This is a genomic window from Pedobacter xixiisoli (genome assembly GCF_900215335.1).
GTDB lineage: Bacteria > Bacteroidota > Bacteroidia > Sphingobacteriales > Sphingobacteriaceae > Pedobacter > Pedobacter xixiisoli.
In genome coordinates this window covers 485,635-509,032 of record NZ_OCMT01000002.1, presented here as the reverse complement: position 1 = coordinate 509,032, position 23,398 = coordinate 485,635, and the positions used below count along the sequence as shown (strand labels likewise).

Annotated in this window: 23 protein-coding genes; 8 read left to right on the top strand and 15 right to left on the bottom strand. The window is 36.9% G+C overall.

Annotated elements, in window-relative coordinates; genetic code table 11:
- Positions 1-84: 84 nt before the first annotated feature.
- The 3 genes from CRO54_RS08365 to accD form a co-directional block, all read right to left on the bottom strand.
- Entirely contained in the window at positions 85-399 is a 315-nt protein-coding gene (locus tag CRO54_RS08365) for a hypothetical protein (RefSeq protein ID WP_097130902.1), read from the bottom strand.
- A gap of 7 nt (positions 400-406) precedes the next feature.
- Positions 407-1,024, bottom strand: a complete 618-nt coding sequence (locus CRO54_RS08360) for a hypothetical protein (protein WP_097130900.1) — start codon at positions 1,022-1,024, stop codon at positions 407-409.
- A 305-nt stretch (positions 1,025-1,329) separates the two neighbouring features.
- Positions 1,330-2,175: an acetyl-CoA carboxylase, carboxyltransferase subunit beta gene (gene accD / locus CRO54_RS08355; RefSeq protein WP_097130898.1), complete on the bottom strand. Its 846-nt coding sequence runs from the start codon at positions 2,173-2,175 to the stop codon at positions 1,330-1,332.
- A 770-nt stretch (positions 2,176-2,945) separates the two neighbouring features.
- Here accD and fbaA point away from each other — a divergent pair.
- A complete protein-coding gene (fbaA, locus tag CRO54_RS08350) occupies positions 2,946-4,025 on the top strand; it encodes a class II fructose-bisphosphate aldolase (RefSeq protein WP_097130896.1) in 1,080 nt (359 codons plus the stop codon).
- A gap of 198 nt (positions 4,026-4,223) precedes the next feature.
- A complete protein-coding gene (locus CRO54_RS08345) occupies positions 4,224-4,706 on the top strand; it encodes a low affinity iron permease family protein (protein ID WP_097130894.1) in 483 nt (160 codons plus the stop codon).
- 446 nt (positions 4,707-5,152) lie between these two features.
- Here CRO54_RS08345 and CRO54_RS08340 read toward each other — a convergent pair whose 3' ends face one another.
- The 3 genes from CRO54_RS08340 to CRO54_RS08330 form a co-directional block, all read right to left on the bottom strand.
- The gene (locus CRO54_RS08340) at positions 5,153-6,070 is read right to left on the bottom strand and encodes an NAD(P)/FAD-dependent oxidoreductase (RefSeq protein ID WP_097132313.1); all 918 of its coding nucleotides are present in this window, start codon (positions 6,068-6,070) and stop codon (positions 5,153-5,155) included.
- Between the two features lie 84 nt (positions 6,071-6,154).
- The gene (locus tag CRO54_RS08335; RefSeq protein WP_097130892.1) at positions 6,155-6,778 is read right to left on the bottom strand and encodes a chloramphenicol acetyltransferase; all 624 of its coding nucleotides are present in this window, start codon (positions 6,776-6,778) and stop codon (positions 6,155-6,157) included.
- 84 nt (positions 6,779-6,862) lie between these two features.
- Positions 6,863-7,549: an HAD family hydrolase gene (locus CRO54_RS08330; RefSeq protein WP_097130890.1), complete on the bottom strand. Its 687-nt coding sequence runs from the start codon at positions 7,547-7,549 to the stop codon at positions 6,863-6,865.
- A gap of 74 nt (positions 7,550-7,623) precedes the next feature.
- Between CRO54_RS08330 and CRO54_RS08325 the strand changes: the two genes are divergently transcribed.
- Positions 7,624-8,178: a Crp/Fnr family transcriptional regulator gene (locus CRO54_RS08325; protein WP_097130888.1), complete on the top strand. Its 555-nt coding sequence runs from the start codon at positions 7,624-7,626 to the stop codon at positions 8,176-8,178.
- 4 nt (positions 8,179-8,182) lie between these two features.
- On the opposite strand, the gene CRO54_RS08320 is transcribed toward CRO54_RS08325, so the two are convergent.
- From CRO54_RS08320 to CRO54_RS08285, 8 genes are all read right to left on the bottom strand, one after another.
- A complete protein-coding gene (locus CRO54_RS08320) occupies positions 8,183-9,058 on the bottom strand; it encodes a hydroxymethylglutaryl-CoA lyase (RefSeq protein WP_097130886.1) in 876 nt (291 codons plus the stop codon).
- On the bottom strand, positions 9,033-9,482 hold the full coding sequence (locus CRO54_RS08315) for a methylglyoxal synthase (protein WP_097130885.1): 450 nt from the start codon (positions 9,480-9,482) through the stop codon (positions 9,033-9,035). The genes CRO54_RS08320 and CRO54_RS08315 overlap by 26 nt, the downstream gene beginning before the upstream one ends.
- Complete coding sequence (locus CRO54_RS08310; protein ID WP_097130883.1) at positions 9,463-10,758, bottom strand: NAD(P)/FAD-dependent oxidoreductase; 1,296 nt, start codon at positions 10,756-10,758, stop codon at positions 9,463-9,465. Before CRO54_RS08310 ends, CRO54_RS08315 begins: the two co-directional genes overlap by 20 nt.
- Before the next feature lie 774 nt (positions 10,759-11,532).
- Positions 11,533-14,493, bottom strand: a complete 2,961-nt coding sequence (gene secDF / locus CRO54_RS08305) for a protein translocase subunit SecDF (protein ID WP_097130881.1) — start codon at positions 14,491-14,493, stop codon at positions 11,533-11,535.
- Between the two features lie 151 nt (positions 14,494-14,644).
- The gene (locus tag CRO54_RS08300; protein ID WP_097130879.1) at positions 14,645-15,115 is read right to left on the bottom strand and encodes a hypothetical protein; all 471 of its coding nucleotides are present in this window, start codon (positions 15,113-15,115) and stop codon (positions 14,645-14,647) included.
- Positions 15,116-15,142: 27 nt separating this feature from the next.
- A complete protein-coding gene (locus tag CRO54_RS08295; RefSeq protein WP_097130877.1) occupies positions 15,143-15,631 on the bottom strand; it encodes a dihydrofolate reductase in 489 nt (162 codons plus the stop codon).
- 33 nt (positions 15,632-15,664) lie between these two features.
- Positions 15,665-16,042: a four helix bundle protein gene (locus CRO54_RS08290; RefSeq protein ID WP_097130875.1), complete on the bottom strand. Its 378-nt coding sequence runs from the start codon at positions 16,040-16,042 to the stop codon at positions 15,665-15,667.
- 67 nt (positions 16,043-16,109) lie between these two features.
- Complete coding sequence (locus CRO54_RS08285) at positions 16,110-16,904, bottom strand: thymidylate synthase (RefSeq protein ID WP_097130873.1); 795 nt, start codon at positions 16,902-16,904, stop codon at positions 16,110-16,112.
- Positions 16,905-17,186: 282 nt separating this feature from the next.
- Here CRO54_RS08285 and CRO54_RS08280 point away from each other — a divergent pair, with 282 nt between their 5' ends.
- The 4 genes from CRO54_RS08280 to CRO54_RS08265 all read left to right on the top strand — a co-directional run bounded on the left by CRO54_RS08280 (position 17,187) and on the right by CRO54_RS08265 (position 20,396).
- Entirely contained in the window at positions 17,187-17,774 is a 588-nt protein-coding gene (locus tag CRO54_RS08280; protein ID WP_097132312.1) for a DUF1287 domain-containing protein, read from the top strand.
- A gap of 73 nt (positions 17,775-17,847) precedes the next feature.
- Positions 17,848-18,651, top strand: a complete 804-nt coding sequence (ispE, locus tag CRO54_RS08275; protein ID WP_097130871.1) for a 4-(cytidine 5'-diphospho)-2-C-methyl-D-erythritol kinase — start codon at positions 17,848-17,850, stop codon at positions 18,649-18,651.
- 68 nt (positions 18,652-18,719) lie between these two features.
- Positions 18,720-19,133 (top strand): OsmC family protein, encoded by a 414-nt coding sequence (locus tag CRO54_RS08270; RefSeq protein WP_097130869.1) that lies wholly within the window; start codon positions 18,720-18,722, stop codon positions 19,131-19,133.
- A gap of 96 nt (positions 19,134-19,229) precedes the next feature.
- Positions 19,230-20,396 carry an O-succinylhomoserine sulfhydrylase gene (locus CRO54_RS08265; protein ID WP_097130867.1) on the top strand — a complete coding sequence of 389 codons (1,167 nt, stop codon included), beginning with the start codon at positions 19,230-19,232 and terminating at the stop codon, positions 20,394-20,396.
- A 270-nt stretch (positions 20,397-20,666) separates the two neighbouring features.
- Here CRO54_RS08265 and CRO54_RS08260 read toward each other — a convergent pair whose 3' ends face one another.
- Entirely contained in the window at positions 20,667-21,494 is an 828-nt protein-coding gene (locus CRO54_RS08260) for a CvfB family protein (protein WP_097130864.1), read from the bottom strand.
- A 153-nt stretch (positions 21,495-21,647) separates the two neighbouring features.
- Between CRO54_RS08260 and CRO54_RS08255 the strand changes: the two genes are divergently transcribed.
- Entirely contained in the window at positions 21,648-23,351 is a 1,704-nt protein-coding gene (locus CRO54_RS08255) for a tetratricopeptide repeat protein (RefSeq protein ID WP_097130862.1), read from the top strand.
- Positions 23,352-23,398: the final 47 nt, after the last annotated feature.

Sequence of the window (23,398 nt, the reverse complement as noted above, 5' to 3'; positions counted from 1 at the left end):
CAAGTTGTTAATTTTTGAATAATGTTACTCAATTGCTTTTAAAATGTATATTAACATTTAACTATGGTAAATATAAAATAAATATTATTTCGCATACGGAGTAAAGTTAATATCATATGCAAAAGGATCTTCTTTTGGGGGATTAACCGCTTCGCTGTCATATATTTCGACGTCATCATATGGTGTAAAGCCAATTTGGTTGCCTACGCTAGAAAAGATTTCTGCTGCTTGTTTATAATCTAAAGTCCATACTTTCATAGACACATAAGCTGGTCCGGGTCTACAGGAAAATTCATCAATAAGATTTCCTACTTCACAATTGCCAATAATTGTGAAGTGCTTATAGGGAGTTTTAATTTTTCCGTAACGTAATTTTAGTTTCCAATCTTTTAAATCCATAGATAGATTACTTTTCAAGTGTGAATATGTTACGAAATGTTTCTAGTAATTTTTCGGTGCGGATTGTATTTGGATTACTCGAATAAAGACTTTCTGTTACCAACGGAAAGTCATCTATAAATTTTAAATCATCAATTTGATATAAAGAGAACTGGTGCATAATTTCAAGAAACTCATCTTTATCATTTCCCCAAAATTGAATGTATTTAGCTTTTTTGACATAAGCCTCCTTCAGCTTATCATCATCATGATAGATTACTCCAAATTCAATAAAGCCATCTTGAGAAAGCTCTACCTGATAGTCTTCTATTTTATTTAAAACTTCATATTTGTCGCAGTACTCGCTATAATTTGGTTCTGCATCAACATGATTGAAAATAAAAGATATTTCTTCTTCATAAGATAAAGTTAGTGCCTTAAAAACTTTCCATAGTTGTGAATTGTCTACGTTTATCTCTGAAAAGAATGAAAATGGAAGCTTATGTTCAGTGTTTTCTTGAAATGTAAAGCCTTCAATGATTTTTGCAGTTTTACTGTCAATTATCCTATCTATATAGTTATTCGTTTTCGGTACTTCATCGAGATTTGCAATTCTAATGGTTGGAGGTAATTCTAGATTTTTCATTGAGAGGGTTATTTATAACATAAATTATAGCAAACCTCTAATATAACTAATCAATAGTTAAATTTAAGAATTAGAGTAGCTGACATTGTTCAACAAACATTGCTATCTAAACATTGAAGGTGGGAATGTATTTGGCTTAACCTCGTAGGTCTGGTAAACCTACGAGGTTTTTATTTATTTAATAAAATATAAATAGAAGTTAATCTGGATTAGTACTAACAAAAAAGCAGGGTCGGCATTCTCACATGCACAAACCCTGCTTTTTATCAGTTAAACAATTAACCAACTAAACGGTTAACCAAAACTTAATTCTTCATCATTTTCAAGAAGGCAGCCAATTTATCCTTCATTTCTCTACGGTCTACAATAAAATCTAGGAAACCGTGTTCCTGCACAAATTCTGAAGTTTGGAAACCTTTCGGTAAATCTTTTTTAATCGTTTCTTTAATGACGCGAGGACCAGCGAAACCGATTAAAGCGCCTGGCTCAGCAATATTAATGTCGCCCAACATCGCATAAGATGCCGTTACACCACCCGTAGTTGGGTCGGTTAATAAAGAAATGTAAGGGATTTTTGCCTGACTTAACAAAGCTAGTTTTGCCGATGTTTTAGCCATTTGCATCAATGAAAATGCAGCTTCCATCATACGGGCACCGCCAGACTTAGAAATCATTAAGAAAGGGATTTTCTTTTTAAGGCTATAATCGATAGACCTAGCGATTTTTTCACCTACTACCGAGCCCATAGAACCGCCAATAAAATTGAAATCCATACAGGCAATTACGATATCTTCGCCATCTATTTTACCGTAGGCAGAACGGATAGCGTCTTTTAAACCTGTTTTTTTAGTGGTTTCTACAATTCTATCAGTATAAGGCTTGCTATCAATAAAGTTTAGTGGATCGCCGGAAGTTAAATTAGCGTCAAGCTCTGTAAACTCGTTATTATCGAAAAGTACGTGGAAATATTCTTTTGAACCTACGCGTAGGTGGTAGTTGCAGTATTGACAAACCCACTTGCTTTCTTGAAGGTCGGCACTGTGAAGGGCTTTTTTACAGCTTGGACACTTGTTCCATAAGCCATCTGGTGCCTCTTTCTTTTCATCTGTACTAGTGCTAATTCCTTTTTTCTCTCTTTTAAACCAAGACATGTGTATTTTTTAAAATGCGACTACAAAGAAACGAAAAAAATATTTAACGCAAAGTGTTTTTAGGGGTTAGGGAATAGTGGTCAGGTATCAGGCATCAGTAGTCAGTCTATAACTTGCCTAGTGCTGATAGTTTAATTTCACATCACCTTTTAAGTCACTTGTTTTTATGAAAGCTACTTTACTGCAACTATTTGAATTCAGTCCCGCTTTCGCTCATAGTCCTAGCTTCGTTTCGCTAACGCTTTCACTACGCTGCGGGCTAATCCGCTCAATCGGGTTTGGAAAGCAAGTTTATTGCACAGGTTAGCGTTAGCCAAACCCGATTGCAGTGGAAATACTTTTTTGAGCAAGTGAAAAACCTTACAGGTTTGCGCTATAGTCCATGCGTTGGCAAAACCTGCAAGGTTTGTAGCATAGGATAAAAAAGATTGCAACGAAAAGCGGGTCTGATGGAACGTTTGGAAAACTGAAATTGCTTTTCAAAAAAAATAGCAAAGTAACAACCAGTATAGAAATGACCAGTAATCAAATAGCTATCAACTTAACGAATGAACTAATGAGCTAATGTTGAGCATAGCGAAATCCCGAAAGTTCGGGAAACCAATGAACAAGTTATTCAATTAACCAAATGAACTAGTGAACCAATGAACAGCATAAGTAAAGCTTAGTGTATAATTGACAATAAGTATTTTTTCATTACATTTGTGAACGAACACTAGTTGTTAGATTAAATTTCCTAACTTCGAAACAATAATAAAACTAAATATAAAATGAGTTTAAAAGGCTACAAAGGCGTAATCCATGGTGCTGCAGTACAAGAACTGTTTGAGCAGGCCAAAAAACATCAATTTGCACTTCCAGCAGTAAACGTAACAGGAACCAATACAATTAATGCGGTAATGGAAGCGGCTAAGGCGGTAAATTCGCCGGTAATTATTCAATTGTCTAATGGTGGTGCACAGTTTTATGCTGGTAAAACCTTAAACAATGATAACCTACAAGCTTGTGTATTAGGAGCTGTTTCTGCTGCTAAACACGTGCATTTATTGGCAGAGCACTACGGTGTTGCGGTTATTTTACATACTGACCACGCTGCTAAAAAGTTGTTACCTTGGATTGACGGTTTGTTAGACCATGGAGAAAAATTCTTTGCTGAAACTGGTAAACCTTTGTTCTCGTCGCACATGTTAGACCTTTCTGAGGAGCCAATAGAAGAAAACATCGAAATTTCTGCTAAATACTTAGAGCGCATGAGCAAACTAGGTATGACGATTGAAATTGAGTTAGGTGTTACTGGTGGTGAAGAAGATGGTGTGGATAACAGCGATGTAGATAGCTCGAAATTATATACGCAACCAAGTGAAGTTGCTTATGCTTACGAAGAATTAAGCAAAGTAAGCGATCAGTTTACGGTTGCTGCTGCTTTTGGTAACGTACATGGTGTTTACAAACCAGGTAACGTAAAATTACAGCCAATCATTTTGAAAAACTCTCAAGATTTTATCAAAGAGAAATATAGCTTAACTGCAGAGAAACCTATCAATTTCGTATTCCACGGCGGTTCTGGCTCTTCGCAAGAAGAAATTAGAGAGGCTATTTCTTATGGAGCTATTAAAATGAACATCGATACAGATTTGCAATGGGCTTTCTGGGATGGTATTTTAGGTTTTTACAAAACGAATGAAGCTTTCTTACAAGGTCAAATTGGTAACCCTGATGGTGAAGATAAGCCTAACAAGAAATTTTATGATCCACGTGTTTGGTTGCGTAAAGCGGAAGAAACTTTCGTAGCTCGTTTAAAAGTAGCTTTCGAAGATTTGAATTGTATAAATGCGAATGATAAATTGTAAGATTTAACATCACATATATTGAAAGCCATCCCGAAATGTCGGGATGGCTTTTTTGTTTTTGGTTTAATTCGTCATTGCTAGGCACGAAGCAATCTTACTAATATAGCATGTCACTTTAGGATTGCTTCGTGCCTAGCAATGATGATAAGGCTAAATATTGCTTACAATTCCGTAAATTTCTCTTCTAAAATTTAAAACATGAGCGAAAAAAATAAAGTTAGCTTATTCGAAAGATTTTCAAATGCTGCTACCAAGTTTACGGGAAGTTCTCAAGCGTTTATTGCTGCGGTTGCTATTGTAGTGATTTGGGCAGTTTCGGGCCCAATATTTGATTATTCGGAGACTTGGCAGTTGGTGATCAATACTGGGACAACAATTATTACTTTCTTGATGGTTTTCTTGATTCAGAAAGCACAAAATAAAGATGGAAAAGCAATTCAGTTGAAGTTGAATGAATTGATTGCTTCTCACGAAAAGGCGAGTAATAGGATGGTAGATATTGAAGATTTAACAGAAGTAGAATTAGACCAATTCCATAAGTTTTACGCTACTTTGGCCAAGTTAGCCGAAGAAGATGCTGACATTCATAAATCACATTCTATCGATGTGGCTAAGAAACTGCATCGCCAAAAGATGGTGAAAATGATAAAGGAAGTGGTGAACGATAAAAAGGAGGAGTAAAGTATAGGTATCTTTCGAAAAGCTTTGTTTATACGTAGTTGGACTGGAGTACAAATCCAGTCCTTTTTAGTTTCGGATTTGTAATCTGATATGAGTTATTTGCATTGGGGATTACAAATCCCTTTTTATTTGAGTCTGGATTGCAAATCCAGACTAGCGAAGTGAAAATGAGGAAGTGGTGAACGATAAAAAGGAGGAGTAAAGTATAGGTATCTTTCGAAAAGCTTTGCTTATAGATAGTTGGACTGGATTTGTAATCCAGTCCTTTCTAGCTTCGGATTTGTAATCCGATATGAGTTATTTGCATTGGGGATTACAAATCCCTGTTTATTTAAGTCTGGATTGCAAATCCAGACTAGCGAAGATTCCGAACAGGCCAAGGCCGAATCTACGTGAACGAAGATTTTTGCTAGGGCTAGAGAAGATGCAAATCCATAGTTTTATAATTAAGCTTTCGCAAACTCCTCTGCTATTAACTCCTTACTAACAGCAGCTCCTGCCATATTGCCACCATAAACAGCATTTGCTACAGAGCGCATCATGTTGGTACTATCGCCAGCGGCAAACACACCTTCTATAGTTGTTTTTTGCATCATATCTACCTTCAGCATTCCCATTTCAGTAATTTCGCAACCTGAGTTTTGCGGAATGTCGCTATGCTGGATAAATGGTATTTTAGCATATAGTGCATCTAATTTTTGAGCGCTATAGTCTGAGAATACCAACTCTTGGATTTTTCCATGTTCATGGTTGATTTTTACAATCTCTTTTTCTACAATGTGAATATTTTTGTTCGCCAAAGTTTTTGTTTGTTCTACACTTAAAGTAGATTTTCCATTAGTGTAAATGGTGAGTTCTTTCGTCCAGTTCCAAAGTAATTTACCGAACTCATAAGCCATATCGCCATTGGCGAACAAGCCAGTTTTCTGATTACGAACTTCGTAACCATGACAATAAGGACAATGGATGACGCTAATGCCCCAACATGCTGCAAAACCTTCGATATTGGGCATTATATCTTTAACGCCAGTACCGAAAATTAGCTTCCGACCTTTAAAGATTGCCCCTTCCGCTGTTGTGATTTCAAAACCACTGACATTTTTCTCCCCTTTAATAGCGATATCATTTACAAAACTGATGGTATTATAATTAGCAACTTGGGATTTCGCTATCTCTGAAATCTCTTTTGGCGTTTTTCCATCCTGTGTAAGGAAATTATGCGAATGTGGCGTTTGCTTGTTGCAAGGATTACCAGCGTCTATCACTAACACCTTTCTTAAAGCTCTACCTAGCGCCAATGCAGCAGATAAACCTGCGTAACTTCCACCTATGATGATCACATCGAATTCTTGTTGGTTTGCCATATTTTGTAAAATCATGTTGAACGAAAGTACAAAATAATTTATTGTTGCAATTTAGTTGCATTTATTGTTTCAAAAGAATGACAATTATTCTTCGTCCATCAGTTTCTGAAATCGCTCTACAAATTGTCCTACGTGGTAACCATCAGCTAAGCCATGGTGAATATGGATAGATAGAGCCATTGTTTTGATGCCGTCTTTATCGGTTACCTTACCAAAGGAAATTTTTGGCGCACTATCAGGAAAGGCAAAACTGCGGGCGTGAGATAGGGAAGTAAAATCCACCCAAGGAATAGCAGAAAAGTGTATTTCGCTGGCACCTGGTTGCGATGGAGTTAAGCCTTCTGTATTTTGCACTTCTAATGTGGCTTTTTGGGCGCCAGCAATAAATATATTTTCATCGTCATGATAATCGAAGTAACCGAAGCCGAAAGTACCATTTGGACGATTAATCGTGGTAGAAACACTGGCTTGGTCATGAAGAATTACATCGCCATTTAAAACACGGTAACGAAATTCTTCAATTGAATTTGCTGCTTTTAAAGCTCGGTACAGGTAATGTAAAAAGAAAGATTTGCTTGCTGTTTTAGCATTAGTGTAAGCTTTGCTACAGTTTATATTTACCACTACACCAAAAAATGGTTCTTCAAACTGACTGAAGAGTTTGAAGTGGTCTCTGCGTTTCCAAGTGTCTATGTTGATTTTTTTCATACGTATTTAAGTTCGCCACAGATGCACAGATTTGCTTTTATTAATTAATATTCAAAATTAATCTGTGCATCTGTGGCTAAAAAATTATAACAAACCAATAATCTGGTCAATACTCGTTACCGAAACAAAGTTCGGATGCTCTATAGGTTCTTCATGTAACTCGTGGATCCAAGTGGTGTGGTAGGGTACTTCTATTGCAAAAGCGTTTAGCGCTAGTACAGGTACAATATCCGAGCGACGAGAATTGCCCACCATTAAGAAGTTTTCAGGCTTACAATCCAAATGATTGATGAGTTTTTGATAATGGCGGGGCTGCTTATCACTCATAATTTCGATATGATGAAAGTACTTTGCCAATCCAGATTTCTCTAGTTTTCGTTCTTGGTCTAATAAATCACCTTTGGTAGCCATTACTAATCTGTATTTGCCGTGCAGGTGTTGCAAGGTTTCCTCAATCCCATCTAAAAGTACAATGGGTTTTTGCAGCAATCGGTGACCGATATCAAATAGCTGATTGATTAAACTACTTTCTATTTTATCTCCGCTCAATTTGGCGGCAGCTTCTACCATGCAAAGCATAAAGCCTTTAATGCCGTAGCCGTACATTTTTAAGTTTTTCATTTCGATGTCGAATAAATCTTTAATCACATCGTCTAGGGGTAAATGACCGAATAGCTGTGCGAATTCTAGTTCCGCCTCGCGGAAATAAGGTTCATTCTCCCATAAAGTGTCATCGGCATCGAAAGCAATGGTTTTGATTTGGTTCTTCATCGTTTATCTTTGTTAATGTTGCAAAGGTGAAAGAAAAACTTGCACAAAAAAAGGACAATTGTCCCAAATGATTTATGCTGAGAACCAATACTGAATTTTTATCTTATATCGATAGCCTTTACAAGGACGAACAATTGGGGATAAGCTTGCAAAACTTTGAAAAGGATAGCTTGTTGCTTCGTCAGGGGGAGAAGAACCACCGCGTTTTTGTCATTAAAGAAGGAATTGCCAAATGCTTTTTTCTAGAAGAAAACGGGAAGGATTATATCTTAGAATTTATGAGCAAAGGACAGGTTTTAGGCGAAATAGAAATGATTCGCCGCATAGATTGTCTTTGCAATGTGGCTGCGCTAACTGCTTTGCAAGTTTATGTTATTCCTGCTGCTACTTTTAAAGAGCTTCTGGCAAAAGATTTAATGCTAAATAAAATTCTATTGGAGGAATTGGCCGATCGTATCATCAATACCAGCAGTAGGGCTTCGTTTCAGCAGTTGTATACGGTAGAACATGGTTTAGCGAAGTTATTGGAGCTACAGGAAAAACAGGGAATGGAAATCAGTAAGGAGGATATGGCCGCTTACTTGGGGATTACTTTAAGAAGCTTGAATAGGGCTTTGAAAGGGCTGTAGACAGCTAACCGAACACCCTAGCCGAAACCATCATCGCTTCGCCCCATTTCTCCATATCTAAATTCAATTGAGTACCTGTTAAATTCAAATAACTAATCACATCTTCCGTGGCAATATTTCCCGTTAAATCATCGGCAGCCATTGGACAGCCTCCAAAACCTTTCAATGCGCTATCCATACGGGTACAGCCAGCATTAAAAGCAGCTTCAATTTTTTCCAGACGCTGTTGTGGAGTGCTGTGTAAATGTAATCCAAACTCGATATTCGGAAACTGCTGAACTAGGGGAGGAAGTATCTCTATGATTTTTTCAGGAGTAGAAACGCCAACCGTATCAGCTACAGAGATGATTTTTACGCCTTTTTGTACCAATTCATTTGCCCAGTGACTAACAATATCGGTATTCCATTCATCACCGTAAGGGTTGCCAAATCCCATAGATAGGTAAACTACTGCTTCTTTATTATGCTTATCGCAAAGGTTCAGCATTTCTTCAACGGTGTTTAAAGACTGTGCAATGCTAGCATTGGTGTTGCGTTGCTGGAAAGTTTCTGAAATAGAAAAAGGGAAGCCAAGATAAGTGATTTCTTTATACTTTATGGCTTTTTCAACGCCTTTTAGATTAGCTACAATAGCCAGTAATTTGGTTTCGCTAGATAAGTCTAAACCAGCCAAAACCTCTTCTGTATCCCGCATTTGCGGAATTGCCTTTGGAGATACAAAACTGCCAAAATCTAATGTGTCAAAACCTACTTGAAGTAATAAATTCAAATATTCGATTTTTAGTGCTGTCGGCACAAAATCATGTAAGCCCTGCATGGCATCACGAGGACATTCAATCAGTTTGATAGGATTGTTAAAGCTTTCTGTTCTTGTACTCATCGTAATCAGTTAAAGCCGCAGTGTAAGTGCCTTTCATGTAAGGCGATGAAATCAGGAAATCGGCAGTAGCCACATCGCAAGCCATTGGAATGTTCCAAACAATACCTACACGTAGCAAAGCCTTCACATCTGGGTCATGTGGTTGCGCTTCCATCGGGTCCCAAAAGAAAATTAACACATCAATTTCCGATTGTGCAATTAAAGCACCAATTTGCTGGTCGCCACCTAATGGACCGCTCAATAACTTTTTTACAGGTAAACCAAGGTTCTCTTCTAATAATCTACCAGTAGTGCCGGTAGCCACTAAATTATGCTGACTAAGTTCCTCTTTATTGGTTATTGCCCATTTAATTAAGTCATCTTTACGGTGGTCGTGTGCTACCAGTGCAATGGTTTTATTGGCATTAAGTTGCTTCTGCGTCATTTGGTTTCTTGTATTCTTTGTAAGGTTTAAATGGTCGGATGATTAATCTTGTACCTCTATCGTAGCTAAAATAGCTCCAAACCCAGTTAACGAAAACCACCAGTTTGTTCCTAAATCCTACTAAGGTCATTAAATGTACAAACATCCAAGTAAACCACGCAAAAATTCCTTGAAATCTTATTTTATTGATATCCACAACCGCTCTATTTCTTCCCACAGTAGCCATTGCGCCCTTATCGAAATACTTAAATGGTGTGGTAGGCTTATTTTCTATAAGGTTAATGAGGTTTTTAGCTAGCAGCTTGCCTTGCTGTATCGCTGCAGGGGCCACACCTGGATGTCCATTAGGAGTTTCATCGGTAATCATTGCTGCCACGTCGCCAACGGCAAAAATGTTCTGATAGCTGTCTACCAAGTTAATTTCGTTAACCTTCAAACGATTTCCCCTTACCACTACTTCGGTATTCAATCCATCAAGTACCACACCTTTTACACCGGCGCTCCAAATCACCGTAGCAGAACCAATATTTCTACCATCAACTAAGGATAAATTTCGTCCATCGTATCCCTGTACACGAGCTTCAGTATAAACGGTAACGCCAAGCTCTTCTAAAAACTGCTTAGATTTTTGCTGTGCTTGCACCGACATAGCGCCTAGTAATTCTGGGGAGCCCTCAATTAAATAGATGTTTACTTTATCTAAATCAAGCTCTGGATAATCATTTTTAAGTACGTGTTTTTTTAATTCACCAATAGCACCAGCAGTTTCTACACCTGTTGGACCACCACCAACCACTACAAAATTTAGCAGCTCATTTTCTCTTTCAGGATCTTTAGCAATAATCGCAGCTTCTAAATTCTGCAAAATTAAACTTCGTAAGTTTAACGCCTCAGGAATTGATTTCATTGGCATCGCGTTTTGCGAAATCTCCGTCTGACCAAAATAATTACTTGTAGAACCTGTGGCAATTACTAAATAATCGTAATCAATATCACCGATAGTGGTTTCCAATCTATTCACCTCTGGAATTACCTTTTTTACTTCGGTAACTCTAAATTTTAAGTTTTTTTGTCCTTTAAATATTTTGCGGATAGGAAATGCAATGGAATCTGCTTCTAAACCGCCCGTGGCCACCTGATAGAGTAGGGGCTGAAAGGTATGATAGTTATGCTTATCTAAAATCAGTACTTCAACGTTTTTATTTTTTAGCTTTTTTGCTAGCTCAATGCCACCAAAACCACCTCCAATAATCACAATTTTCTTTTTTTGTTCCATATCAAATAAACTATGTGAACTGCTATTTAGTTTTGGTAAATATAGGAATTAAATGATAGGGTAACTGGTCGCTTTGTAGGTAGTTTTGGTCAAAAAGTGACAGTGATCACAAATGTTGAACTAGCTTGACAGAAGGTTTGTTTGGTATTGGAAATTAGCTCGGTCGTCATACCCAACTCGATTGGGTATCGTAGTGCATTAAAGGTTTATAGGTTATGTTGGTCCCGCTTTTTGCTATAATCTTTTTCTTTAAGCCAATGCTAAAACCTCGTAGGTTTATTATGTTGTCGCATAAAGAGTATTACCGCTACAATCGAGTTTAAAGAACTTAAATCTATGCACAGCACTTGCTTAAACCCTTTCTGCCTTTGGCATCTATTGACAGTTTATTGTATTTGTTTTTGTATCAATGAGCTTCGCTTTGCTGCGGTTCTCCCTAAAAGGGAGAGAAAAACATATAGCAAGTTAGACGTATTATTTCCCCTCTCATTTTTAAGGAGAGGGTTAGGGAGAGGTTTTTACTTAAACGTATGCACAGCACTTGCATTTTAAACCCGATAGGAGTGAGCACGTATCCCGATTTTATCGGGAGAAGTAAAGCGGATAGCGGGACCAGCATTGATTGTTGCAGTACTTTGCTTTTCTAACTCAAAAATTAAAACATTAAGGAATGAAGATGATTAAGACTTAGCTCCCTAATGTTTCCAATTTTCTTTAAACAAAAAAGTCCCGACTTTCATCGGGACTTAAGATTTATGATTTGGTTTTTAATATCTATTTAACTGCTTTTTCGTCTTTCGATAAATCGATTACGATTGGCGTAGAGATACACAATGATGAGTAGGTACCAATGATACGACCAATTAACAAAGCAAAGATGAAACCACGGATGCTATCGCCACCGAAAATGAAGATTACGATTAATACGAAGAATACCGATAATGAGGTAAGGATAGTACGACTTAAAGTACTGTTTAATGCAAAGTTGATTAGCTTGTTACGCTCTTCGCCATACATATCGTCTTTACCAGCTTCTGCTAAACGCTCACGAATACGGTCAAATACAATTACCGTTTCTGTCATGGTGTAACCCATTACTGTTAAGATAGCTGCGATGAAATCTTGACCAATCTCTAGAGGGAAAGGTAACACGCCATCTAAAATTGTGTAGAATGAAAGTACCAATAAAACGTCGTGGAACAACGCGATTACCGCACCTAAACCATACTGCCATTTTTTGAAACGTACCAAGATGTAGATAAACATCACTAAACACGAGAACAATACCGCATAAATAGCACTAGTGATGATATCGCTAGCAATAGTAGGGGTTACTTTTTGTGAACTCTCGATAGTGTATTTAGCACCTAAGCCATCTAAACCTTTACGTAGTGCAGTTTCAACAACTTTATCTGCATTAGGGTCTTGGTCTGTAATGTGGTAAGGAGTAGTGATTTTTAATGAATTGTCAGTTCCGATAGTTTTAACTAAAGCTTCTTCACCTTCGAAATTAGTTGATAAAGTTTTAGCTACTTCTTCAGTATTCAATTGCTTGTCGAACTTTACCATGTAAGTTCTACCACCTTTAAAGTCAACACCTAAGTGTAAGCCATCGTTTTTAACATAGAAGATAGCACCGAAGATGATGATTACTGCAGAAATGATATAGTAAAGTTTTCTACGTCCAACAAAGTTGAATGCTAAGTTTTTGAAGGCATTTCTAGTTACGCTATTATCGAAAGTGATGTTAGATTTTTTCTCCATCAACGATTCGAAAACTAAACGAGAAATTAATACCGCTGCAAATAATGAAGTAACGATACCCACACACAGTGTGGTTGCGAAACCTTGTACTGGACCAGAACCGAAAACAAATAAGATTACACCTAAGATGAATACGGTAATGTTTGAGTCTAAGATAGACGACATGGCATGTTTGAAACCTTCTCTGATCGCCAAGTTGGTTGATTTGCCCAAAGCTAACTCTTCACGAACACGTTCGAAGATAAGGATGTTAGCATCTACCGATAAACCAATGGTTAATACGATACCTGCGATACCAGGAAGTGTTAGTACTGCACCAAATGCAGCTAAAACGCCCATGATAAAGAATACGTTGATTAATAATGCAATGTTTGCCACCCAACCTGCTTTGTTGTAATACAATGCCATGAATGCTAGAATTACTACGAAAGCTAATACGAAAGAGATTAAACCGCTATCGATAGCTTGTTGACCTAATGATGGACCAACTACGAAATCTGAAACGATTTTTGCAGGAGCAGGTAACTTACCAGCTTTTAATACGTTCGCTAAATCTTTGGTATCTTCTTTAGTGAAACTTCCAGTGATTGAAGAAACACCGTTAGGAATTTCATTTTGTACAGTAGGAGCAGAATAAACTGTGTTGTCTAATACAATAGCAATTGCTTTTTTGTTGTTAGGGTCAGCAGCTGCTTCTGCAGTCATTTTTTTCCATTTAGATGCACCTTCGCTCGTCATGAACATGGTTACATCAGGATTGTTGTTTTGGTCGTAACCATCACGAGCGTTAGCTACAGCATCACCACTTAAATCAGGGCGACCATCTAACGAAGTAGATTTGATTGCATAAAGTTCGAATGCTTTAGTACCAGTTCTAGGTTTTAATCCCCACATGAATTTCAATGTAGAAGGAATTAAAGATTTGATCTCTGGTCTAGATAACATTGCGTTAACTTTTGCAGTATCTTTTTGTAAAGCATAACCAACTACAGCACCTGGCATTAATTGCGGTTGACCGTTTTCGCCTTGGTAAATAGGTAACTGTAATAAAGTATTGATTAAAGGACTGGTTTTAGCTAACTCTGCAGCTTTTGCAGTAGCGCTAGTATCTTTAGCGGCAGGAGCTGCTCCTTTAGTTAAACCAGCTAATTTACCACCTTTAGCAGTAGTATCAGCAGCAGCCGTAGTAGCTACAGTATCTTTAACCGTAATTGCTAATGTTTTATTGATATTCTCTAAGATTGGATAAACCTCTTGAGATTGATATACTTGCCAGAATTGTAATTCTGCAGAACCTTGTAATAATTTACGAACACGTTCTTTGTCTTGGATACCTGGCATCTCAATAAAGATTCTGTTAGAACCTTCTTGTTTCTGCATGTTAGGGCTAACTACACCAAAACCATCAATACGGCTACGTAAGATGATAAACGAACGGTCGATTGCGCTATTAGCTTCTTTGCTTAAGTAAGATTTAACCTCAGAATTACTAGCGTTAGCTTTTAACTGTGCTGAATTGTCTTGAGTAGCGAAAAAATCTGCTAATTTTCCGTTAGGAACTAATTTCTCATATTCGCTTACAAACAATGCAATGAAATCTTTACCACCAGCATTCATTTGCGTTTGCGCATTTGATAGTGCTTTGTTGAAGTTATCATCAGACGTGTTGCCAGCTAAAGACTTGGTCAACTCGGCTAAAGAAATTTCCATGGTAACATTCATACCACCTTTAAGGTCAAGACCTAAGTTAATTTCTTTGCTTTTTACTTGGTGATAGGTAAGGCCCAATACAGGATATACCTTTTCGGTAGCCATTGAGTCTAAGTATGCTTTTTCTTTTGCTTCATCGCCTTTAGCGAACTCCTTTGCTTTTTTCTCTACGTTGTAAGTAATGATGTTGAAAGAAAGTGAATACAGACAGACAATACCCAAAAGTATTGCCATAAATTTAATAAAACCTTTACCTTGCATTGTTTGTTTATTCTATTTTTATGTAATATGCTGTTTTTTAACAAGTCGGCAAATCTAATTATTTTTTTATATAATAGAACTCCTAAATGTAATTTTGTTAATATGTATGAGTTATATCTTATAACTTCATGCAAACATTGATTAATATTCTCTAATATTTCTTTTTAGCAATCAATTTTTGCAAGAGAACAATAAATTCTCGGTTCTCCTTTTCAGAGATGTTGTATTTAATATTCAGTAACTTTCCATCATTGTCTGTTAAGTATAAGTTATAAAAACACCTATAGAAAGTTCGCCCTAATCCACCGTCTAGCTGTGACGAATTATAGTCATAATTACCACGACCATCGATTTCAGAAATGCCATTGAAATTATATTCTCTTTCTATTTTAAATGGATAGATATAGTTTAAGGAAATTCTATCTTCAAAAAGTCTCAAAATACATAAGTACCTTCCTATAAAATAAAATGCAAGCAGATTTATGCCAATAATACAAATAATGGAACTAGTAATATCTAATCTCCCAATTACGGCAAATACCGAAAAAAGAACAATGGTGAAAACAAGAATTGCTAGTAGTAAGTAGTAGGAAATTGGATTTTCTGATTTAAAATAGGTCATCAAAAGTTTTAATAGGGTATGCAATTTTTAAGCCCGCTCTAAAGTAGAAAAAGTATAGGCAAATTTGTTCTTCTCGTCGGGCAAGTGGTCTTCTTTCCAGACCTCTTTCCATGTTTCGCTGGCTAGCTCAGGAAAAAAGGCATCTGCTTCAAATTCTTGATGCACCCGAGTAAGCTCAATTTTATGGACTAAAGGCAGTGCTTGCCTATAGATTTCTGCACCGCCAATAATAAAAACTTCTTCATCAGCTTTGCAAATCGATATCGCTTCTTCTAACGAATTTACCACTTCAATACCTGCTAGCTGTAATCCCCGCTGACGTGTAATTACTATATTTCTTCTGTTTGGCAATGGTTTGCCTATAGAATTATAAGTTTTACGCCCCATGATAATGGTTTTGCCAGTAGTTTTATTTTTAAAATGCTTTAAATCGGCAGGTAAGTGCCAAAGTAATTGGTTGTCTTTGCCGATGGCATTGTTTTCTGATACAGCGACAACGATGGTGATTTGGTTCATTGATTAGTTCATTAGTTCATTGGTTCATTACTGCTATGGTGTTTTAGCTTCTTGTTTTCCAATGAATTTGATATAGCTATTTAATTTGATATGTACTGTCTCTAGTTTTTTAAGTAAGCCAGAATATTGCTGTTCGCTAATTAGATTTCTTTTTATCGATTTTCGAAGGAATGATTTTACTTCCAAAATTGAGCCTCTGCTGTAATAACAGAAATTCTTGTTCTCTTTAAAATGAAATCTCCCATATCCTTCAGCAATATTAGCACTGATGGAGTCTGCTGCCCTGCAAATTTGTTTTCCGATGGTGTCTTTTGCGAAGAAGTCCCAGTTTAGAACAATGTTCCATATCTCATCGGATATTTCTTCTGCAAGAACGTAGACTTCTAGTTCTTCAATTCTATTATGGCTCATATTTTTTGGTAGTTGATTTGGCTAAGCTATGGAAAATCAACCAATGAACAAATGAGCAAATGAACTATTAAACAGCTACTGCTCCCTTAATATGTGGATGTGCTTCGTAGTTTACTAATTCAAAGTCTTCAAATTTAAAATCGAAGATATCTTTAACCTCATGATTAATTTTCATGGTTGGCAGAGGTTTTGGGTCTCTACTCAACTGCAATTTCACTTGGTCTAAGTGGTTGTTGTAGATGTGCGCATCGCCGAAAGTATGGATGAAATCTCCAGCTTCTAAGCCACATACTTGTGCTACCATCATGGTCAACAAAGCGTATGAAGCGATATTAAACGGCACGCCCAAGAAAATATCTGCACTGCGTTGATACAATTGGCAGCTTAACTTACCATCGGCTACATAAAACTGGAAAAAGGCGTGACACGGAGGCAAAGCCATGTTTTCGATTTCGGCCACATTCCAAGCAGAAACAATGATACGCCTCGAATCTGGGTTGTTTTTAATGGTATTGATGATTTGGGTAATCTGATCGATATGACCACCGTCTGGTTTTGGCCAGCTACGCCATTGTGAACCGTAGACAGGACCTAAATTTCCATCTTCATCGGCCCATTCGTCCCAGATACGTACGCCGTTATCTTTTAGGTATTTGATATTGGTATCGCCCTGCAAAAACCAAATTAGCTCATGAATAATAGATTTTAAATGCAGTTTCTTAGTGGTTACCATCGGAAAACCTTCCTGCAAATTAAAACGCATTTGGTAACCAAATACGCTAATCGTACCAGTTCCCGTGCGGTCGTGTTTTTGTGCACCGTAATCCAGCACATGCTGCATCAAATCTAAATATTGTTTCATATACTCCTTTATAGGTGTTGTTCGTCATTTCGAGCGAAATATAATGTAGTCGAGAAATCTTTGAATTTGCCTATACAAGTTTTAAAAGATTTCTCCATTTCGCTGCGCTCCAGTCGAAATGACGGCAAGATTTAAAATAGCCTTGCCATTCCCACTGAAACACAAATCTAACTATTAAAAATTAACCAAGTGTTTAAGTTTTTCAACAGTGTTGATGATTGTTAGAATTACATGTTGTAAAACGAGATTTTATCTTAAAATGCATTAGATTTGTTCTTAATGATGTTTAGAAAAATAATCTTTTCAGTTTTTATAGCTAGCTTGTTGTGTGCAACGGGCTTTGCACAATCCGCTACAGCCTTAAAGCTTTCTGATGCTACAATTTCTTTGACCAAGGACCGAGTGATTTATGATCCAGCATATTTTAAAATAGCTTATCCTAATGGAGATGTGCCTGCCGATAAGGGGGTTTGTACTGATGTGGTGATTAGAGCTTATCGTAAATTGGGAACTGATTTGCAAAAAGAAGTGCATGAGGATATGAAAGCTAACTTTAGGTTGTATCCTAAAAACTGGGGAATGAAGACTACAGATCGTAATATTGATCATAGACGTGTACCTAATTTGATGGTTTTTTTCGGTAGAAAAGGAACGAAGAAACCGATGACTAAAAATGCTGGAGATTATTTACCAGGCGACATTGTATGCTGGGATTTAAATGGCCGACAATTACATATTGGTCTAGTCATCAATAAGAAATCTGCAGATGGAAAGCGTTATCTAATTGTTCATAACATAGGTTCAGGGCAAGTGATAGAAGATGTTTTGTTCGCTTGGAAGATTATTGGACACTATACTTATAAGTTGTAGGTTTTAAGTTATACGTGTGGTCATTGCTCCTTTATCTTTGTTCCTTTATCAATCGTAAATCGTAAATCAAAAGATGTTAACATTTGCTAACGCAAAAATAAATTTAGGCTTATTCCTTACCGAAAAACGTGCCGATGGTTACCATAACCTGCAGACCGTTTTTTATCCTATTAAGATTAATGACGTAGTTGAATTGGTAGATGCAGAAGAGACTTCGATGCTGATTAAGGGCGTTGATATTCCTGGCGATGCAGCTGATAATATTTGCTTTAAGGCATTTCAGATACTACAAAAGGAATTTAATTTGCCCAACCAACAAATAGTGTTATTAAAGAATATTCCAGTGGGAGCTGGTTTAGGCGGTGGTAGTTCGGATGCTGCTTTTTTAATTAAGTTGGTTAATCAGAAGTTTGAACTAGGATTAAATGACGACCAGATGGAAGCCTATGCAAGACCTTTGGGAGCAGACTGTGCGTTCTTTATCAAAAATAAACCTACTTATGCTTTTGCCAAAGGCGATGAATTTGAAGAGCTAACCATTGACTTGTCTGATTACTATTTGGTGTTGGTTAAACCACCTGTACATGTTTCTACTGCACAGGCTTACAGTAAAGTAAACGTAAAACAGCCTTCCAGTTCTTTAAAAGATTTGATACATTTGCCGCTACAAGATTGGCAAGCTCAAATCTACAATGATTTTGAACCTTCTGTTTTTGAAAAATATCCACAAATTGATGAAATAAAAACAAAGCTTTACCAAGCGGCGGCTAAATTTGCACTAATGAGTGGCAGCGGATCATCTGTATTCGCTATATTCGAAAAAGAAGTGAAACTACCAGAATTGGAGAATGATAATTTAGTTTTTTACGATATATAAAGGTATAGGGCTTGAGGTTTAAGGCGTAAGGTCTCATATCTCACATCTCAATACTCAATACTGAAATAATGGAAATCAACCTGATCCGCAAAAGCGGAAAATTTAATTTTGAAGCAGAGAACGAAAGCGGTTTTACCGTAGAGTTGGATGCGAAACCAGCCATAGGAGGAGAGGGGAAAGGCTTTCGTCCCATGGAGATGTTGTTAATTGGTTTAGGTGGTTGTAGTGGAATTGATATGGTAAATATTCTTACCAAACAAAAGGAAGAATTGAACGATATCAAAATCAATATTAAAGCTACCAGAAAAGAAGAAGAAGTGCCCGCTATATTCGATGTGATTAATATAGAATTTAAGCTGTTCGGCGATTTAAGCATTCAAAAAGTAGAGCGTGCCCTGCAAATGACTTTTGATAAATATTGTTCTGTTTCAAATATCTTGGACAGATCAGCAACTATAAATTTTACATATACCATTAATTAGTAGCAAGTATTTAGTATCGAGTATCAAGATTTAGCCAATACACCATCTCGATACTTAATACTCATATCTCGATACTAACAATATACTAAGAAAAAAATGTCTGATAATTTCGAAACCATCGCTATACGCACTCAAACCGAGAGAAGTTCGCACAAAGAACATTCTGCACCTATTTATTTAACATCGAGCTATAAGTTTGACGATGCTGAGGAAATGCGTGCTTTGTTCGCTAATGAAAAAGAGGGAAACGTTTACAGTCGCTATTCTAACCCAAATACTTCGGAGTTTATTGAGAAGATGGCTTTGTTGGAAGGTGCAGAAGATGGTTTTGCTACAGCTACAGGTATGGCGGCAATTTTTACCACCTTTGCTGCATTCCTAAAAAGTGGCGATCATATTGTTTCTAGTCGCTCTGTTTTTGGCTCTACTCACCAATTGTTAACCAATGTATTTGCTAAATGGGGCGTAACTTTCGATTATGCTGATTTAGATAAGCCACAAGATTGGGAAGCTTTAATTAAGCCAAATACCAAAATCATTTTCGTTGAAACACCATCTAATCCAGGGATTGATATTATCGATTTGGAATTTTTAGCTGGTTTGGCGAAGAAATACAATACTTTGTTGGTAGTTGATAATTGCTTCGCTACACCCTATTTACAGCAGCCTATCAAGTTAGGCGCACATATTTCTATCCACTCTGCAACCAAGTACATTGATGGACAGGGACGTGCTTTAGGTGGAATTATTTTAGGCACAAAAGCTTTAATTGCTGAAGTGGTAGCTTTTGCCCGCCACAGTGGCCCATCGCTTTCTCCTTTTAACGCATGGATTTTATCGAAAAGCTTAGAGACCTTGGCTGTTCGTATGGACCGTCACTGCGAAAATGCACTGAAAGTAGCGGAGTATTTGGAGAAACATCCAAAAATTAAATTGGTGAAATATCCATTCCTACCTTCTCATCCTCAACATGAAATTGCTAAAAAGCAAATGAAGCAAGGTGGTGGAATTGTAACTATCGTAGTAAATGGTGGTATCGAAGCTGCTCGTAAATTCATGGATGGTTTGAAGATGTTCTCTATCTCGGCAAACCTAGCAGACACAAGGTCTATTGCTACACATCCAGCAACAAGCACACACAGCAAATTGAGCGAGGAAGAACGTAATATTGTGGGTATTGAGCAAGGTTCTATCCGTTTATCTATCGGTTTAGAACATATTGATGATATCCTAAAAGATATTGAGCAGGCGTTGGGAAGTTAACAGTAGGCTATTTTCAGATTTCAAAGACTTACGAAGTTTTCAAACCTTGGTAAGTTCTCATACAATAGAAAAGGAGCAAATTAATTTGCTCCTTTTCTATTTTTAAATTTAGTCGTCATTGCGAGGTACGAAGCAATCTTAAAGCTATTTATAAAATCATGATAGTTTCCTTCTTACCTCCCAATTCCTTGGGGACTTACGAAGTTTTTAAAACTTCGTAAGTCTATCAATATTCGTACCTAACGGTGACGTATAATGAATGTTTATGTATTAATCCGCCAACTTGATATGATGGTCTGAAAGTACAATTAAACGCTCTTTATACAAACCACCAATTGCTTTTTTAAATGCGCTCTTACTTACTTGAAATCTATTATAAATCTCTTCTGGAGTACTCTTATCACCTAGATTAATCTCACCAACTACTTTAAGTTCTTCCAAAATATAATCTTTTGTTTCTAAGACGTGTCCAAAACCCGAAGGCTGTAAAGTCAAATCTATTTTGCCGTCTACTCTAATGGTCTTAATCCAACCTGTGGTTCTTTGACCAGGCTCTATAATAGAAAATACTTCGTTACGATAAAGAAGACCAATAAATTCGTTGTTAATGATGGCATTATAACCTAAATCTGATTTGTCTACAATTAATAAATCGACAGTGTCACCTTCTTCAAAATCAAAATTGTGGTGTTCTACAAAGTTGTCTACTTTAGAAGAAGCCAATAATCTGTTAGATTGGTCGTCTAGGTAAACAAAAACAACATAACTTTCTCCAATTTCCATTGGTCTTTTCTGCTCTCTATTGGGAATAAAAACGTCTTTGTCAATGCCAATATTCACGTAGGCACCATCGTCCGTAACGCTTACTACAGTGAGTAGTGCAAACTCATCGGCAGTTGCCAACACCTCTTTTAGCGTAGCAACGGTACTGCCATCTTTATTGAGATAAACAAATGCCTCTACATCGTCGCCTAGGTTAATCTCTTTCGGAACCTCCAAGTATGGCAAAAGAACTTCATTGGTTCCATCTGTTAAACTTAAACCCTGACTGTTTTTTGCCGCTACTCGCAATTGATTGTATTTGCCTATTTCTATCATTGTATTAAACTATGCGGCAAAGATAGCAAGATTATCATGATTAGCTTTCGTTTTAAAGTTTTAAAACAATTAGGAATGTTATCTTTGGTTTAAGATTCTCTCCTTATGTTCCGTTCGCCTTTTTTTATCATTCTGATACTTCTGTTTTGTAATTTGTCTTTTGCTCAAAAAGCTGATGTAGTACGCTTTTTGAAAGCTTGGTCGTGTAAGGATAAAACACAGACTCAAAAGGCCGAGGAGACTTATCTGGTATTAAAAAAGGAATATAATCCGAATAAATTGGAGGCTATTTCTAAAGATTTAGATTCATATTTAGATCGTGATAAAGATCATAGATTAAAAGCTAGAATCTATATGTTTCAGGTGTTGGGCAAGAGAGAGTTTAGCCTTATCTTAACCAAACAGGATACTTTAAAAGTAGCCCAAGTCATCAAAATAGCTCGCAATTTAAAAGACGATCAGCTATTGGCAGAAGTATATGCGTTGGCTGCTGATATAGATTTTCAGGGTGGATATTTGCTTTACAATTTAAAGGCGTTAGAGCTGCAAAGAAAAATAGGATTCGGTTACTTTTCATTTGTACAAAACCGATTTTTTGGAGCTAGTATAGCCTTATATCGTACCCATGATTTTAAGGAAAGTATTGAATACGGTAAACAGTGCTTAGCTTTTCGTAACATGAAATCTCAAAATTGGGATCCAATGGTTTACATTTTTCAATTGGATGTGATAGGTGCTTCTTACATTGCTTTAGGGAAATATGAAGATGCGATTGATTACTACAAGCAAATAATTGATACTGTAAGTTCTAAAGCGTACAACGGCGAAACCAAGGAACTCTGGAAAGGGATTGCTAATGGAAATATTGGTCGTTGTCTTTTTTATCAGGGGGAAATCCAGCAAGCTTTGCCATTAATTGATGCTCATTTGGCAATAGCTTTAAAATATGAACAATGGAATAATGTTGCCATAGCAGAGAATTCGAAAGGTGAGATTTTCTTGAAACAGCGAGATTTTTTACAAGCATATTCCTCATTTAAAAAGGCACTTTCGGCTGCAATTAGGAGCGATAGACTGGAAGATAAAGTAAAAGCGGCGGAAGGTTTAATGAAAAGTTTTGCCAATACAGGGAACACGGACAGCATACTTTATTATCAGAAGGCACATAGTGGATATCTCTTGAAACAGGCAGAAGTAGTTAATAATGGCAAACTTTCTTCCATGAATTCGAAGATGTTATTTGATAATGGACAGCGAGATTTGGAAAATGCCAATGCTAGCGTTTCTAAATTAAAACAAACAAGAAATATTATCATTATTGGAATAGTGATTTTTGCGGTTTTTCTACTATTACTTTACAATAGGCAAGCGCTGAAGAATAAACTGGAAAAACAACAAATTATTTTTGAAGCACTGCAGGCAAAAGCAGAAGTAGATAAAGCCAAGAATAGCTTACAGCAGTTCCGGAATCAAATGGTAGAGAAAGATCAGTTGATTGTTAACCTTCGCCAATCGCTACAAAAAAGTGTACTTGAAAACAATTTAGATGAAGCTCAGATAGGTAAGAAATTGTTGGCTTACGTGTTGGTTACCGATGAGGAGTGGGTGAAGTTTAAGGACGATTTTAATAAGGTTTATCCACTTTTTTATCCTCGTATTAATGCTGTTTTGCCAAGTTTGTCATCGGCAGAAGAACGTTTGGCTAGTTTAATTTTTTTGCAAATGAATAATAAGGAAATTGCCAGTACTTTGGGAATTGGTGTAGATAGTGTAGCTAGGAGCAAGCGACGTTTGAAACAGAAGCTTCCATTGTTAGAAGAGCAATCTCTCGAAAGTTATATTCTATCGTTGGTTTAAGTGCCAATGACTGTTGTCCGCTTTTTGTCCGCCATATAATCTTGTTT

Excerpts from the sequence above, each read along its gene's own strand:
- CRO54_RS08345 (WP_097130894.1), top strand. The coding sequence starts at position 4,224 with ATGAGCGAAAAAAATAAAGTTAGCTTATTCGAAAGATTTTCAAATGCT.
- CRO54_RS08330 (WP_097130890.1), bottom strand. The coding sequence starts at position 7,549 with ATGAAGAACCAAATCAAAACCATTGCTTTCGATGCCGATGACACTTTA.
- CRO54_RS08290 (WP_097130875.1), bottom strand. The coding sequence starts at position 16,042 with ATGAGCCATAATAGAATTGAAGAACTAGAAGTCTACGTTCTTGCAGAA.
- CRO54_RS08280 (WP_097132312.1), top strand. The coding sequence starts at position 17,187 with ATGTTTAGAAAAATAATCTTTTCAGTTTTTATAGCTAGCTTGTTGTGT.
- CRO54_RS08310 (WP_097130883.1), bottom strand. The coding sequence starts at position 10,758 with ATGGAACAAAAAAAGAAAATTGTGATTATTGGAGGTGGTTTTGGTGGC.
- CRO54_RS08340 (WP_097132313.1), bottom strand. The coding sequence starts at position 6,070 with ATGGCAAACCAACAAGAATTCGATGTGATCATCATAGGTGGAAGTTAC.
- CRO54_RS08315 (WP_097130885.1), bottom strand. The coding sequence starts at position 9,482 with ATGACGCAGAAGCAACTTAATGCCAATAAAACCATTGCACTGGTAGCA.
- CRO54_RS08365 (WP_097130902.1), bottom strand. The coding sequence starts at position 399 with ATGGATTTAAAAGATTGGAAACTAAAATTACGTTACGGAAAAATTAAA.
- CRO54_RS08285 (WP_097130873.1), bottom strand. The coding sequence starts at position 16,904 with ATGAAACAATATTTAGATTTGATGCAGCATGTGCTGGATTACGGTGCA.
- CRO54_RS08300 (WP_097130879.1), bottom strand. The coding sequence starts at position 15,115 with ATGACCTATTTTAAATCAGAAAATCCAATTTCCTACTACTTACTACTA.
- ispE (WP_097130871.1), top strand. The coding sequence starts at position 17,848 with ATGTTAACATTTGCTAACGCAAAAATAAATTTAGGCTTATTCCTTACC.
- CRO54_RS08265 (WP_097130867.1), top strand. The coding sequence starts at position 19,230 with ATGTCTGATAATTTCGAAACCATCGCTATACGCACTCAAACCGAGAGA.
- CRO54_RS08295 (WP_097130877.1), bottom strand. The coding sequence starts at position 15,631 with ATGAACCAAATCACCATCGTTGTCGCTGTATCAGAAAACAATGCCATC.
- CRO54_RS08360 (WP_097130900.1), bottom strand. The coding sequence starts at position 1,024 with ATGAAAAATCTAGAATTACCTCCAACCATTAGAATTGCAAATCTCGAT.
- fbaA (WP_097130896.1), top strand. The coding sequence starts at position 2,946 with ATGAGTTTAAAAGGCTACAAAGGCGTAATCCATGGTGCTGCAGTACAA.
- CRO54_RS08325 (WP_097130888.1), top strand. The coding sequence starts at position 7,624 with ATGCTGAGAACCAATACTGAATTTTTATCTTATATCGATAGCCTTTAC.
- secDF (WP_097130881.1), bottom strand. The coding sequence starts at position 14,493 with ATGCAAGGTAAAGGTTTTATTAAATTTATGGCAATACTTTTGGGTATT.
- CRO54_RS08270 (WP_097130869.1), top strand. The coding sequence starts at position 18,720 with ATGGAAATCAACCTGATCCGCAAAAGCGGAAAATTTAATTTTGAAGCA.
- CRO54_RS08260 (WP_097130864.1), bottom strand. The coding sequence starts at position 21,494 with ATGATAGAAATAGGCAAATACAATCAATTGCGAGTAGCGGCAAAAAAC.
- accD (WP_097130898.1), bottom strand. The coding sequence starts at position 2,175 with ATGTCTTGGTTTAAAAGAGAGAAAAAAGGAATTAGCACTAGTACAGAT.
- CRO54_RS08320 (WP_097130886.1), bottom strand. The coding sequence starts at position 9,058 with ATGAGTACAAGAACAGAAAGCTTTAACAATCCTATCAAACTGATTGAA.
- CRO54_RS08335 (WP_097130892.1), bottom strand. The coding sequence starts at position 6,778 with ATGAAAAAAATCAACATAGACACTTGGAAACGCAGAGACCACTTCAAA.